11 protein-coding genes are annotated in these 15,063 nt (G+C 40.8%); all 11 read right to left on the bottom strand.

The window, feature by feature from the left end:
* Nucleotides 1-65: 65 nt before the first annotated feature.
* The 11 genes from ACJJIO_RS06085 to ACJJIO_RS06035 all read right to left on the bottom strand — a co-directional run bounded on the left by ACJJIO_RS06085 (nt 66) and on the right by ACJJIO_RS06035 (nt 15,046).
* The gene (locus tag ACJJIO_RS06085) at nt 66-944 is read right to left on the bottom strand and encodes a hypothetical protein (RefSeq protein ID WP_444910449.1); all 879 of its coding nucleotides are present in this window, start codon (nt 942-944) and stop codon (nt 66-68) included.
* A gap of 495 nt (nt 945-1,439) precedes the next feature.
* On the bottom strand, nt 1,440-2,330 hold the full coding sequence (locus ACJJIO_RS06080) for a hypothetical protein (protein WP_444910448.1): 891 nt from the start codon (nt 2,328-2,330) through the stop codon (nt 1,440-1,442).
* 273 nt (nt 2,331-2,603) lie between these two features.
* A complete protein-coding gene (locus ACJJIO_RS06075) occupies nt 2,604-3,632 on the bottom strand; it encodes a hypothetical protein (RefSeq protein ID WP_444910447.1) in 1,029 nt (342 codons plus the stop codon).
* Nucleotides 3,633-4,214: 582 nt separating this feature from the next.
* Complete coding sequence (locus tag ACJJIO_RS06070; RefSeq protein ID WP_444910446.1) at nt 4,215-5,237, bottom strand: hypothetical protein; 1,023 nt, start codon at nt 5,235-5,237, stop codon at nt 4,215-4,217.
* Between the two features lie 447 nt (nt 5,238-5,684).
* The gene (locus ACJJIO_RS06065) at nt 5,685-6,710 is read right to left on the bottom strand and encodes a hypothetical protein (protein WP_444910445.1); all 1,026 of its coding nucleotides are present in this window, start codon (nt 6,708-6,710) and stop codon (nt 5,685-5,687) included.
* A 678-nt stretch (nt 6,711-7,388) separates the two neighbouring features.
* On the bottom strand, nt 7,389-8,420 hold the full coding sequence (locus ACJJIO_RS06060) for a hypothetical protein (protein WP_444910444.1): 1,032 nt from the start codon (nt 8,418-8,420) through the stop codon (nt 7,389-7,391).
* Between the two features lie 247 nt (nt 8,421-8,667).
* A complete protein-coding gene (locus ACJJIO_RS06055; protein WP_444910443.1) occupies nt 8,668-9,699 on the bottom strand; it encodes a hypothetical protein in 1,032 nt (343 codons plus the stop codon).
* Between the two features lie 250 nt (nt 9,700-9,949).
* The gene (locus ACJJIO_RS06050) at nt 9,950-10,984 is read right to left on the bottom strand and encodes a hypothetical protein (RefSeq protein ID WP_444910442.1); all 1,035 of its coding nucleotides are present in this window, start codon (nt 10,982-10,984) and stop codon (nt 9,950-9,952) included.
* 364 nt (nt 10,985-11,348) lie between these two features.
* Nucleotides 11,349-12,377: a hypothetical protein gene (locus tag ACJJIO_RS06045; protein WP_444910441.1), complete on the bottom strand. Its 1,029-nt coding sequence runs from the start codon at nt 12,375-12,377 to the stop codon at nt 11,349-11,351.
* Between the two features lie 485 nt (nt 12,378-12,862).
* On the bottom strand, nt 12,863-13,810 hold the full coding sequence (locus tag ACJJIO_RS06040; protein ID WP_444910440.1) for a hypothetical protein: 948 nt from the start codon (nt 13,808-13,810) through the stop codon (nt 12,863-12,865).
* Between the two features lie 684 nt (nt 13,811-14,494).
* Entirely contained in the window at nt 14,495-15,046 is a 552-nt protein-coding gene (locus ACJJIO_RS06035; RefSeq protein WP_444910439.1) for a hypothetical protein, read from the bottom strand.
* Between the last annotated feature and the right edge of the window lie 17 nt (nt 15,047-15,063).

Raw genomic sequence — 15,063 nt, 5'->3', positions numbered from 1 at the left:
AAGATCTCTTAGTAAGAAAAAGGGCGGCCAGAGGCCGCCTTTTTTCTTTGGGGCAGGAGCAGTTTTTACTGGTGAACGAAACTGTTGTTACTGTCGCCATGTTGGTGAACTTTGGCGGTTTCATTGTAGCCAAATTGGGCTACTAAGCTGTTGTTATGTGAACCAATCTGAGTGACTTCTGCATAGTGGTTTTCGCCTATTTGGCCTACATAGACATCATTGCCATAGCCAACCTGCATGGTTTTACCGAAGTGGTGGCTTCCGGCCTGAGAAATATCCGCTTCGTTATACCAGCCATCTTGATACATATAGGCTTCATGGTTATGGCCGATCTGACGGGAATCAAGATCGTTGTGTCCACCACCTGCCTGAATCAAGTGAGCCTTATGGCCTTCACCAACTTGAAGAGCATCAGCTCGATTCATTTCGCCAACCTGTGAGAGCATGGCTTCACTGCCATAGCTGCCTACTTGAGTAACAGTGGCATAGCCGTAGTCGCCGTTTTGTAAAATGGTCGCTTGGTTATTAGCGCCAGACTGTTGATAAGTCCAGGCGGTATTTCCGTGGCCTTCCTGAGCATGGTAGGAGAAGCTATGGTGCTCATCAAACTGGAAAGTTAAGGAACTATTGTCGATACCCAATTGTTCACTCACAGCGGTGTTGCCAGATCCCCCATTTTGAAAGGCATTGGCATAATTACTGTAGCCATCCTGATATTGAAGAACCGTGCTGTGGTGTTCATGAATCTGGATACTAACCGCTGTATTGTATCCCCCGTGTTGTTCCTGATCAGCCAGGTTATGATGGCTACCGGGGCCGGCCTGATCAATATAACCGAGTTGGCCCATACCGTTTTGATCCTGGTAAGCGGTATTGTTATCGGCTATGGCTGCACCGCTGATTACAAAAGCAATAGCGGCAGCGATTGGGGTTAAAGTCTTCATGAGTATCTCCATTACTACTAGAAAAGAGCATCGCGGTTGGGGTTCAGTATCTACCGGCTGAGCGTAAGCACAGCGTAATTCACCCAAGTATTTTGCAGTAATTCGCTAGACGGTATTTAGCGGCAAACTATAAATTACTCAGATATACACTCGCTGTAAGTGCCTGTGCAAAAAGGTAGAATCGAAGGGAAATCAAAGATAGGAAATAGCTGGTTCATTCTGATTGGCATCCCTGTTACTGCTTAGGAGTCCATAAGTTCGTTCCGTCTATATTATTGTTGCTTCAGTGACTAAGAAAAGCCATAGGATAGAAGTTTCATTTACCTGGGAGATAAGTTTTAGTCGGAAATAATGATAAAAAAATTAACAATGAAATTTGCTTTTAATGGGGAATACATACAAGTGCTCAGGGGGAGGGGTTTATTGGGGGTAAGTAAATAATTACAAATGCCAAAGATCGTTCCTGATCTTTGGCATTTGTAGGGGGAGCAATGTTTACTGATGTACTATAGCTGTGTTGCCGTAGCCGGTTTGGGTAATATTTGCAGATTCAGAGAATCCGCTCTGAATAACTGTAGCCGTATTCATACCACCAGATTGATTGACCACAACCAAATGGCCTCCACCCATGGCACCACCCCCTGACTGCATAATCGTTGCCCGGTTCATGTAGCCATCTTGAGTCACAAACGCACTGTTATACCAGGAGACTTGAACAATCGTACTGTAGTTGCTTTCTCCCCTTTGGACAATATCAGCCTCATTGTGCATATCGGCCTGGGTTATTTCTGCGGTGTGAGAAATACCAGATTGAGAGATACTGGCATAGTGTCCGGTGCCCTCTTGTCTAATTATGGCCTCGTGATAAGAACCATCTTGGAATATATAAGCTTCAGCATTGAAGCTGGCATACTGTCCAACTAAAGCGCCATGGACATTACCAATTTGCTCAATAACAGAAATGTTATCACTTCCCAAGTGTTGATGAATCTCTGCTTCATTCCCAGCGCCATTTTGGCGAATGGTTGCTTGGCTATTTTGAGTAGCAATTTGGTAGGTATTGGCACGGTTATCCATACCAACTTGGTAAATCAGAGCATTATTACCGAAGCCCCCCATTTGCAAGCTGTAAACGTCATTGAGTTTTCCCTCTTGAACTTGGTGTATCAGGCTGTCGGTTACATTGGTCTGGACAGACTCTACATTATTGAGGTTGCCGTTCTGAGCAATTTCTATGCTGTTGTCGATAGCACTATTATCAGATTGATCAATCAACACCTGATTGTTATTGCCACTTTGTTCTAATGACGTTGAATTCCCCGCTGCATGTGTAAGTCCGCCATAAGATATCATTAATGCCAGCGACAGAACTGGAAACTTCCTCACTTTCAACTCCTGTTTACTGCTGTACCCATTTTGGTTCAGTGTGTTTCTGGACTAGCTATACGTTCACCATTTTGAAGGTAGTAGCTTGCTGATTTAACTTTAGCCTAGCTGGTTGGGAAAAAAGGCTATTGGCGTTGGGTACTTTGATTTGTGAATTTTACTTTTATAGAGGAGAGAGGGATTTAGGATCTTCAAAAAAGAAGAGTGGAATGAGTTTGATGTCTGCTTAAAAGCTGGCCCGTTCTAGGCCAGCTTTTAGTTGTTTCACTTGTTTTATTGAACAAGCATAAAGACATTGCCGTCACCAATTTGAGTGGGCGCAATGTTATTACCGTTAGTTTGCTGTACTACAGAAATAAGGTTGGAATTGCCAATCTGTGTCGCCTCAAATATATTACTGCTACCACTTTGAGTAATAAGCGTTGTATTCATGTTGCCACCGGACTGAGATATGCTTGACATATTCATATTACCGGATTGGTCGGTTGCCGCGTAATTATCTATGGTTAACTGCTTGGTAACAGAGTGATTGTTATTTCCTGTTTGGTCGACAATAGCTATATTGTTTTCCCATTCCTGTATAATATCGCTCACATTGTTACTTCCAGGTTGAACAACGTGAATCTGGTTACTCCTGCCTTGTTGATTGGAGTGAGAAGTATTATTTGAGCCTCCAACTTGAGAGATTAATGCGCTGTTCATGCCGCCGTATTGGGTGGCATTGATTGTATTTAAATTACTGAGTACCTGTACAGCGGTTAAGGTATTTCCGCCAAGAGTACCTCCTGTTTGAGTAATAGTTGCAAAGTTTGTGATTCCGTCAGTCTGATTTATGTGAGCAATATTGGAACCTTTACTTTGAGTTATGGTTGCAAAACTTGAGTTGGTGTTCGTTTGATTTATTGTTGCTAACTGCGGTGCAAAGCCACTTTGAAAAATTTCAGCGGCTGAATTATTGACAGATGCTTGGCTTGTGACGGCTTCGTGCTTGTTGTCAATTTGTCGGATCACGCCAAATGAATTAAGGGCATTATCCTGTGAGGACTCTGCCTTATTCATATTGCCTGTCTGTCTATGGCTAATAACGCTATTGTTGCTGTGATTTGTTTGTTGGGAAGAGGATTCATTAAAATCACCATTCTGATCGATGATAATGGTATTGAAGTTTACTGTTGGGTCTTGAAATGGAAAGGCTAGGTTCCCGTTACCATTCTGATTGAGAAATATATTATTAGATGCCAGTGCACCACTTGAGGAATAGGCTATTAATATTCCAGCTGTAATCGAGGTATATTTCTTCATGGATTACTCCTTAGAGACATCAAATCCAAGTTGTGGGAAGGGTGACTTACAATATGGTCATAGAAATACAACGAAATTGTTATCTTTATAATGAAAAACAAGTCGTATTATTTTTAGCATAAGATACATCTCTCGGCTTCAAGTAATAACTGCAATTTTCTTATGCTGTAGGAAGATCATCTGCAGCCTATAAAAGCTCATTCGTAACATTCTATCCCGTATGCTCGGCGTACCTTTAAAAGCCTGTATTACATACATCTTTCGACTGATCAATTAGGGATGCTTCTCCAAGAATTATGCAAATGCTTTTCGAGAGCGTCCGACTTTCTCAGGCTGTAAATTTGATATTGTTCCTTCTTGCTCAGTTGGTATTAACTCATCAGTGTCCTTCGCTTGATCGGGTGAGATGTAAGCTCTAACAGATGAGCCTCCTCTAACTAATTACTCTATTTATCCGAAACCAAGTTAATTGGTGATGGTAAATAAAGAATTTTTGATTTGTTGAGTTGGTTTACAGATAATTTTTACTGATTTTTGATAAAACTGGCCTGGGGCCAGCTTTAACTTCTTTAAGTAAAATGTTTACGGGAAGGTAAAAATATTACCGTTGCCGATCTGGTGAACTTCCATTACGCTGCCATTATTTTCCTGTACCACAGATATTAAGTTGAAATTTCCAGTCTGTGTTGCTCTAAATGCGTTGGAATCGCCGCTCTGGGTTATAAGATAAGTATTCATGTTGCCGCCTGACTGGGTAATAGTAGAAATATTCATATCACCTGATTGGACAGTTACAGAAAAGTTATCGATCGATAGTTGTTCAACAATCAGGAAGTTGCTATTTCCCGACTGGTTGACAAAAGCTATATTATTCTCCCACGTCTGTAAAATTTCACTAGTGTTGTTATCACCTGACTGTGCGACGCTAAATTGGTTTCCCCGCCCTCTCTGTTGTGAGAGAGACATATTATTTGATCCGCCTACTTGCGAGATGGATAAGCTATGCAAGCCACCATCTTGATCGGCAACGATAGTGTTGAAATCACCATTTACTTGTAAGGTCGTAAGAGTATTCTCGCCAATATCTCCTCCTACCTGGTTGAAAAAAGCAGTGTTAGAAGTGCCATTAAACTGATTTACTGAGGCAAAATTGTGACCGCTATCTTGATTTACCGTAGCAGAACTTGAGGTGACGTTACTCTGGTGGATAACTGCAATTTGTGCCACGGGGCCGCTTTGATGGATGGTGGAACCTGAATCAAGTGTTGAAATTTGAACAGAAGTGGCTTCGTGATTGTTGCCCACTTGATCAATAAGGGAAAATGAGTTCGATGTATTTTTTTGTTGTGATTCAGCTTTATTCATATCACCAGATTGAGTGTGGCTAATCGCGCTAGAGTTGGTGTTGTTAATTTGCTCAGGATAGGACTCATTAAAGTCTCCAACCTGATTGATAATGATAGTGCCGTCGATTACAGAGGCATCTTGAACTGGTGCCGCCAGGTTTCCAACACCATTCTGATTTAGAATGACGGTATTGGCTATGCTGTTACTCGCAGCAAGAGCTATGGTTATTCCTGCAAAAATGGGGTTGTAAATATTCATTAGTCACTCCTTTATGATATCGTCCCTAGCTTGAAAAATATTTGCCTTAGGGATGATATCTAAACAGCATCGAAAACTTTCGTAAAAGTTGCTGTCCTTAGCGTAGGAGAGATTACTCAAGGTTTTCTATGGATATAAAGAAGAAGGTAATCCTCTTTAAATCATTAATAGTTACATATACCTTATGAATATCCGTATTCCATTAGTCTAATTTTGGAGGAGTAGTGCTTATTCACAATGAGAGATTAATCTCATTCATCTAAGAAGAAAGTTTATATTCTACTACCGTTGGTATTTAAGTACTTTATAATTTACAAGCAGAGAATTATCGGGCCGGTCTACGAATAGCAAAGCGATAATCTAATATGCGTCTTTATCATTTGAGTGGGCTAGTGATGAAAAAGCTGGCCCATTAAGGCCAGCTCTATTGGATTTTAGAAGATGATATTACTGGACCAGCATAAAGACATTGCCATCACCAATCTGGGTGGGTGCAAGCACATTGCCATCGGTTAGCTGTACTACTGAAATTAGGTTTGAGTTACCGATTTGAGTTGCATCAAAGAAGTTATTGCTTCCGCTTTGAGTAATGAAGGTTGTATTCATGTTGCCACCAAATTGAGAAATGGCGGATATGTTATTATCACCGGACTGAACGGTTGCAGCAAAGTTATCTATAGTCAGCTGTTCAGTGAAAGAGAAGTTATTATTTCCTGACTGATTTACAATAGCTATATTGTACTCCCATTCCTGCCAGACTACACTCGTGTTGCCATTGCCTGACTGTGCAGCGTTAATCTGGTTTCCTCTTCCCATTTGATCTGACAGGGAAGTATTGCCGGAGCCACCTATCTGTGAAACTAATGCACCATTTAAACCGCCATATTGAGTGGCATTTATGGTATTGAAGCTACCGAGACTCTGTATCGCAGTTACACCGTTACCGCCAACATTGCCACCGGTTTGAGTGACAGTAGTGCTATTAGCAACACCACCAAATTGGTTCACGGATGCAAAGTTAGGGCCTTTTTCCTGATTGACCGTTGCAAAGTTTCCAACCACGAGGGTCTGGTTAACAAATGCTTGTTGCGGTGCAAAGCCACTTTGAAAGATTGATGCACCAGAAAGACTAGAGGAGAGTTGGGTGGTGGTGGCTTCGTGATTGTTGTCCACTTGGTTAATAAGTGCAAATGAACCAGAGGTGTTATCCTGTTGCGACCATGCCTTATTCATATTGCCGACTTGGGTGTGGCTAATAAGACTGTTACTAGTATTATTTGTTTGCTCAGGATAAGATTCGTTAAAATCTCCAGTTTGATCAATGATAATAGTGCCATTGGTGACAGTCGCTTCTTGAACTGGCATGGCAATATTGCCTACACCATTCTGATTTAAAATCACAGTGTTGGCCATGGCGCCACTGGTGGCAAGAGCCATTAATACGCCTGCTGCAATTGGGGTATATTTTTTCATTGGATGCTCCTTAGAGAAATTAGATTTAAGTTGAAACTTATGCTGGAGAAAATATCAAAGCAGCATCAAAAAGAGGTGTGGAAGTTTTTTCCTGGCAAAGGAAAAGCCTCTGAGGGGCTTACCTGATTGGTCGATGGGTAATCCTTTCCTTTTTTGAGTCTGGAAAAATTCATGTCACACTCATGTATATCAGCTTGATGCTGAGTAGAGTCTTGTATTGAAAAAGTAAAACAGCTATAGGAGATAAGTTTCGATAGTTTAGGAAGAAAGTGTGTTTTATGCTGAGGTGATGGCTTAAATGCCGATGCAGAGAGGGTTTTAGATTAGAGGTTATTTGGTTACTAAAAATGGTTGGATGGTTGCTTCTTGATTTGCGTGCATTAGCTATAGGAGGTTTTTCTCAGTAGGTGCCAGCGACGCCTGTTAAAAAGTCAGTTAAATTATCAATTTTTAGGTGTGTCTATTTTGTGAGGTGCTAAAATAATATCCGCAGGTAATTGAGCTTGTGATTAATTGCTCTCCCCTGTTGCGTTTTCTATTTTGGGTATGTTGGTTCGGATTGATGTCTGTGTATTGGGTGAATTTATTTTTTTTTGGATGTTGTCTTTTTCTTTTTAATTGTTGTGGGCAAAGCCGCCCCGGCTTGGGCCGGCTTTGCTATAAGTAATTAGGCTTGTATTATTGAACTAGCATAAATACGTTGTTATCTCCAATTTGTGTTGGCGAAAGCATATTGCCATCTGTAAGTTGTGTTACAGAAATATAGTTATAGTTTCCTAGCTGTGTGGCATTGAATATATTAGAGTTTCCCATCTGATCTATATAAGTTTCATTCAAATTTCCGCCTGATTGAGAAATGCCTGATATATTATTGTTGCCACTCTGGTTGAGTGAAGTATGGTTATTCATGGTTAACTGTACAGTTGTAGCTATATTTCGGTTTCCTATTTGGATATGGTTAGCTTTATTGCCATCCGATAGCTGTGTTATTTCGCTTAAATTGTTTTCACCGCCAATATGCGAAACTTCAGCATCGTTATTTCTGCCTTCCTGGTGGGAAATAGATTTATCACCGGATGAAAATATCTGCGAAACGGCAGTCAGATTAGAGCTGCCTCTTTGAGTTGCTTCTATAGAGTTAAAGTTAACTGCTGACTGAAACGCGGCTAAAGCATTATTCCCTGAACCCCATCCTTCTTGGTTGATGGTAATAGAGTTTGCATTAAAACCTAATTGGTTAACCGTAGCTTGGTTAGAGCCTCCTTTTTGGGTTACTACTGCAGTACTTCTTGAAGCTCCCATTTGAAAAATTAGGGCATATTGAGCCCCGAAACCACTTTGATTAATTTCGGTAGATGAACTGATGTTTAGTTGTTGAAAGCTTTCGGCATAATGATTGTCCCCTGACTGGGTAATAATAGAATCATTAAAGAGGTTTGTTCCTTGAAGTGATATCGCAGTATTGTTGTTGCCGCGCTGTGTCTGTTTGATCGAGATATCGCCCATATTTCTTGCTTGTATGATGTCTACGTAGTTATTGTCACCAATTTGAATTTGTTTGATATGACTATTTGAATCTTCTGGATTTTCTAGGATGCCCATGGACATATTTCCAATACCGTTCTGGAAAAGGACGTAGGTGTTAGCTATGGCTTCACTGGCAACGATTGCCACAATTACGCCAGCGGCAATGGAGATATACCTGTTCATCAGTTACTCCTTAGAGAAGTTGGGTTGAGCCAGAAAAATTTTTCAATAAATATGTCGCTTCATAAATGTCGAATACCGGCTAGAGCTTTGCAGGAAAAACTTACTTGTCATTAAGTTGATGGTTTCTCGGTCGTTTAGGATAGTATTCCAGTTTAATCTATTAGAAAATTATCCTTGCCAAAACAGATGTGAGTGAACAAAGCTGACCCAATTTTGGTCAGAATTGCTGCAAGTAATTAGGCCTGTATTATTGAACAAGCATAAATACGTTCTTATCTCCAATTTGCGTTGGCGAAAGCATGTTGCTATCTGTAAGTTGTGTTACAGAAATATAGTTATAGTTTCCTGTTTGTGTAGCATTGAATATATTAGAGTTCCCCATCTGGCCTATATAAGTTTCATTCAAATTTCCACCTGATTGAGAAATGTTTGATATATTGTTGTTGCCACTCTGGTTGAGTGAAGTATGGTTGTTCATGGTTAACTGTACAGTTGTAGCTATATTTCCGTTTCCTATTTGGATATGGTTAGCTTTATTGCCATCCGACAGCTGTGTTATTTCGCTTAAATTGTTTTCACCGCCAACATGCGAAACCTCAGCATCGTTATTTCTGCCTTCTTGGTGGGAAATAGATTTATCACCGGATGAAAATATCTGAGAAACGGCAGTCAGATTAGAGCTGCCTCTTTGAGTTGCTTCTATAGAGTTGAAGTTAACTGCTGACTGAAACGCGGCTAAAGTATTATTCCCAGAACCCCATCCTTCTTGGCTGATGGTGATAGAGTTTGCGTTAAAACCTAATTGGTTAACCGTAGCTTGGTTAGAGCCTCCTTTTTGGGTTACTACTGAAGTACTTCTCGAGGCTCCAAATTGAAAAATAAATGTATCTTGATTTCCAAAACCGCTTTGAGTAATTTCAGTGGATGAGCTAACGACTTGTCGTTGTACACTTTCAGCGAAATGATTATCACCTATCTGGGTAATAACAGAATCAACAAAGGAGATTATGAGTTGAACTGATCTTGCAGAATTGTGGTTGCCAAGTTGTGTCTGTTTAATCGATAAGTTGTTCATGCTTCTATCTTGTGCGGTAAATGCGGAATTATTATCTCCAATTTGAGCTTGTCTAAGATAGCCGTCTGCTTCTGGAGTATTTCTATTTAGGGCCGTGGACATATTTCCAGTGCCATTCTGGAAAATTATGTAGGTGTCGGCTATGGCATCACTAGCACCGATTGCCACAATTATGCCAGCAGCAATGGAGATATACTTGTTCATGAATTACTCCTTGGGGACGTTAGGTTGAGCCAGAAATATTTTCCAATAAATATGTCGCTTCATAAATGTCGAATACCGGCTAGTGCTTTTCAGGAAACAAAACTTAGCTGTCATTAAGTTGATGGTTTCTCGGTCGTTTAGGATAGTATTCCAGTTTAACCTAGTAGGATATTGTCCTTGCCCAGACAGATGTGAGTGAACAAAGCTGACCAGATTTGGGTCAGCTTTGCTGCAAGTAATTAGGCTTATATTATTGAATAAGCATAAATACGTTGTTATCTCCAATTTGTGTTGGCGAAATCATGTTACCATTTGATAATTGTGTTACAGATATATAATTAGAATTCCCTATCTGTGTCGCATCAAACATATTTGAGTTTCCGGTCTGGCTTATATATGTTTGATTAAAGTTTCCGCCAGATTGAGATATATATGATATGTTATCGTTGCCAGGTTGATATACTTCAGCCAAATTCTCAATAGTTAGCTGTTCAGTCATGGCCACGTTTCCATTGCCGGACTGATAGTGAATGGCTAAATTACCCTCCCAGAGTTGTGTGATATCACTTAAGTTGTTGTCTCCTGGCTGAGTGACATAAACTTCGTTGCTTCTCCCTTCCTGATAAGAGAGAGAAATATTGCCAAAACCAGATGCCTGTGAAACGATGGCTTCATTAAAGCCACCCCTTTGCGAAGCATCTATAGAGTTAAAATCACCATTTTCCTGTAGCGCAGATATTACGTTATTTCCAAAGAAACCCCCTTCCTGAGTGGTGGTGACAGAGTTTTCGTTACTGCTCAACTGGTTGACTGTAGCTTGGTTCGGACCACCTTCCTGGGTGATAATTACAGTACTTCCTGAAACCGAATTTTGATAAACCTGAGCATGTTGAGGCCCAAAACCACTTTGGGTAATTCCTATTCCTGAAAAGTCGGTATTTAATTGCTTGGTATGGGTATAATGGTTGTCATCACCCTGAGTAACTCTAACATTTGTGGAGGAAGCATTGTTTTGGATTGATTCTACAATGTTATTGTTGCCTAGTTGCCCTTGCTCGATCCTACTATCTTGAGTATTGCTCTCTTGTTCCGCAGTTGCGTAGTTGTGGTTACCTATTTGAGCCTGAAAAATAACACTATCGGTTACGCTAGGGTCACTTTGGTCACCGGTAGCCATATTCCCAGCGCCATTTTGTATGAGGATGTAGGTGTTGTTCGCGGCTATGACTCCACTGGTCGCGATAGCCATAATTACGCCAGTGGCAATGGGGGTATACCTGTTCATCAGTTACTCCTTAGATAAATCAGGTTTAGTTGAAAATATTTTTCCAGCTAAAAATACTACAGTATAAAATACTCTTGCGGGCGAGATTTTTCTTACAAAAAGAAACTTAATGCTGTTTAATTGAAAATAATCAATACAGAAAATACTCCAATTTATAAATTTCTTTGGTCAGTATGTCGCTTTGTGAATATCGAATACCGGTTAGAACTTTGAGAAAATATAACTAGCTGTCATTTAGTTGATATCTTCTCGGCTGTTTTGGGTAGTATTCCAACTTGACATATTGGGGCGTAGTCTAGCCAATTGTAAGTCAACAAAGCTAACCCTATTTGGGTCAGCTTTGCTGCAGATAACTAAGCTTGTATTATTGAACAAGCATAAATACGTTGTTATCTCCAATTTGTGTTGGAGAAATCATGTTACCATCTGATAATTGTGTTACAGATATATAATTAGAATTTCCTATCTGTGTCGCATCAAACATATTTGAGTTTCCGATCTGGCTTATATATGTTTGATTAAAGTTTCCGCCTGATTGTGAAATGGTAGATACATTTTCGTTGCCAGGTTGATACACTTCAGCATAATTCTCAATAGTTAATTGTTCAGTGGTAGCCACATTTCCATCACCTGATTGGTAGTGTACGGCTACGTTGCCCTCCCAAAGTTGTGTAATATCACTTAAGTTACTGTCACCTGGCTGTGTGACGTAGATTTGGTTACTTCTACCTTCCTGGTAGGAGAGTGAAATATTACCAAAACCAGAAGCCTGTGAAACGATAGCTTCATTAAAGCCGCCCCTTTGCGCGGCTTCTATAGAGTTAAAATCACCATTCTCCTGTAGTGTGGATATTACGTTATTTCCAAAGTCACCTCCTTCCTGAGTGGCGGTAACAGAGTTTGCGTTGCTGCTCAGCTGGTTGACTGTAGCTTGGTTAGGTCCACCTTCCTGGGTGACAACTACAGTACTTCCTGAAACAGAGTGTTGATAAACCTGCGCATGTTGAGCCCCAAAACCACTTTGGGTAATTTCGGCAGATGAACTGACAGCATTTTGTTGGTGTGTGTAGGCATGATGGTTATCATCGGCCTGAGTAATAACGGCATCTGTAAAAGAAGCATTATTTTGATATGACTCAGCTGTATTGTTGTTGCCGAGTTGTGCTTGTTCGATCGAACTGTCATTTGTATTATTTTCTTGTTCGGCATTTACGTAGTTGTTGTCACCTATTTGAACTTGGCTAATAAGGCTGTCTGTTACAGTTGGATCACTTTGGTCACCTGTGGCCATGTTTCCAGCACCGTTCTGGAAAAGGATGTAGGTGTTGGCCATGGCTCCACTGGTTGCGATAGCCATAATTACGCCAGCGGCAATTGGGGTATACCTGTTCATCAGTTACTCCTTAGAGAAATCAGGTTTAGCTAAAAAGCTTTTTTTTGCCAGAGAAAATATCAATACAGCATCAAAAATATTTGTGAGTTAACTCTTCCTGGGTAGAGGAAAAATTTAAGGGTGTTTAATCGAAGTAATCAATTGGGGAAGAGTTCCCACTATGAAATTCTTTAATAGACATGGCACCCTCGTGAATATCAACTTGATGCTGATTAGAGTGTTGTAGGAAAAAAATGATGCAGCCATGGGAGATTAGTTTTAATAAACTAGGAAAAAAGTGTGCTCTTTTGGGGGGCGGCTAATTGAGTGACAACTTAACCGAGGGGGATTTGTATAGTGCTAAAATTGATTTAGTCTGACGTCGATTTAACTTAATTAAATTGTTACTCTGTGGTTCTGGGAAGTTTCCTTCAATTAGATAGAAAAAAGGCGGCCAAATAGCGGCCGCCAAAGGATATTCTCTCTCTAAGGAACTACAGTAAGAGCTACTGTAGAATGAAGCCGACGTTGAAGGCTCCAGCTTGATTTGCTACGGCGGTTTCATTTAACCCAAACTGGATTGTGGTATGAACGTTTGCGAGCCCAAGCTGCGAGGTCGCAGCATCATGACCTATACCTGTTTGGGTGATGGTGGATACGTTAAGAATTCCAGCTTGAGCGGAGAATGCATCGTTGAAAGCACCAACTTGCGCATGTGCAGAGAAGTTACCAAAACCAGCCTGAAGCATCAGTGAGTCGTTACCTAAGCCTGCTTGAAGAACGAGAGCATTATTTAGGATTCCGGCTTGTGAAGAGTTTGAACTATTCAGTAAACCTGATTGTGCATGGGTAGCAATGTTAAGAGTGCCAAGTTGATTAGCAACCGCGGTATTTCCAGCAGCAAAAACCTGGGCAATATTAGCAATGTTAAGAGTGCCAGCCTGATTGGCAACTGCGGTATTTCCAGCGCTAAGAATTTGAGTTACTGTTGCAAAGTTTGCAGTGCCTAATTGGTTAATGGCTGCAAGATCCAGGGTTGATGCAGCTTGAGTTACCAAGCCAAAGTTAACATCTCCAGCTTGATTAATTAGTGCCGCTGATGCAAAGGACGCGGACTGATCTGTAATGCCGACATTTCCGTCACCTACTTGGGTAATAGAGGCAGCATTCAAAGCTCCGCCACTTTGTATGGAATCGGCACTGTTCAGGTTGCCGGTTTGAAAGTGGTTGATAACATTGGTGTCACTGCCGAAAGTTTGCAGTGCGTTAGAGTCATTGAAGTTGCCAATTTGAGTTTGAACAACCAGGTTATTATCGACACCCGGACCTACCTGGGTAGATGTAGCCACGTTACCAATACCAGCTTGGTTTTGTAAGGTGGTGTTACCTGCCGCAAAAACACTGCCACTTGTAGCGATAAGAATTGCAGCTGCGATTGGTGTTAACGCCTTCATGCGATACTCCTTTACTCTTGACGTTTTGATCCAGCACGCACAGTGCTGAAATTACTGACATCATCCAGATGTCATGGATTCACAATGCAGGATTCCTAAATTCCTGGAATAGCTACATCGTTGAATTCTGGCTGAATAAAATAATCAGCGATTAATACTTCAAAATGCTAATTTACTTGATTGGCTTAACTACTCTTGTGCCTATGGGGAGGTATGGTGTCTCCCAGATACTACATTGGGGACCACTCTTGAGAGAGGGCCAGTTTGGCTTTGAGAAATTGATCTCTAAACAACCTAATGTCTGCATGACAAAATGTCCAAGAGGTGTAAAACAACATTTGATCAGATATGTAATGAGTTTTGTCTGTAAAGCGAAGATACGCTATAGGACATAAGTCACTAATAGATAGGAATATAGTTCTTTTGTTGCGGTTTGATTTTTAATGTGTGATTTAGTCTTCAAAAAAATCAGGTTTCATAGGGGGATGATCTGCTCAAATGGTTACTACTTTAGTTTTTACGCAGATAGATCGTTCTGGATCACAGGGTTGAAGAATATGGCAAAAATAGGCTTTTTTCTTCAGATTTATTTTTGTCGTCAAGATGTTTTAATAGGGGGCGGTCAAGCTGGTAACTCTGGCACTTATTTAAGGTGTTAGATTAAGGGGGTAGACGTGCGTAATTTCAGTCAAATTGTCGGATGGAAGTAGTGGTCGCAGTGCCTATTACCGTTACAGAGGTGTGTAAGCCATGACCACTTTGATAGATATTAACCTTGTGTAGCATACCAATCTCTTCCACATGAGCACTGTTCTGTGTGCCAAACTGGGAGATGCCTGCAGAGTTACCTGCACCATATTGCTCAATATTAATCAGATTTTCATAGCCAACCTGAATCAATCCACTCAGGTTTTGTTCCCCTATTTGACGTGAAAGTACAATGTTATTTTCACCTGCCTGTGTTACAGAAAGACTGTTTCTATTACCATCTTGATGAGCAGAAGTATAATTAGTTCGACCCGATTGCCGTACGTTAACATTGTTCACGCCACCTTCTTGGTTGATTACTGTGAGATTGGAGACTGATAGAAGATTAGCTGCGCTCAATTCGCTGCTTAAGGCGAGTTCACTGCTGGCATCCAAATCAGAAGCGGTACAACTTTTTGTATATCCCCCGGTACACAACCCGATGAATATTGGAAGGGATAAGAGGTGATTTTTCTGACTGCCAAGCATAACTTACTCTACCTCGT

Source organism: Microbulbifer mixtoriginis (SeqCode) (assembly GCF_052467235.1).
This window is presented reverse-complemented; position numbering and strand designations above follow the sequence as displayed.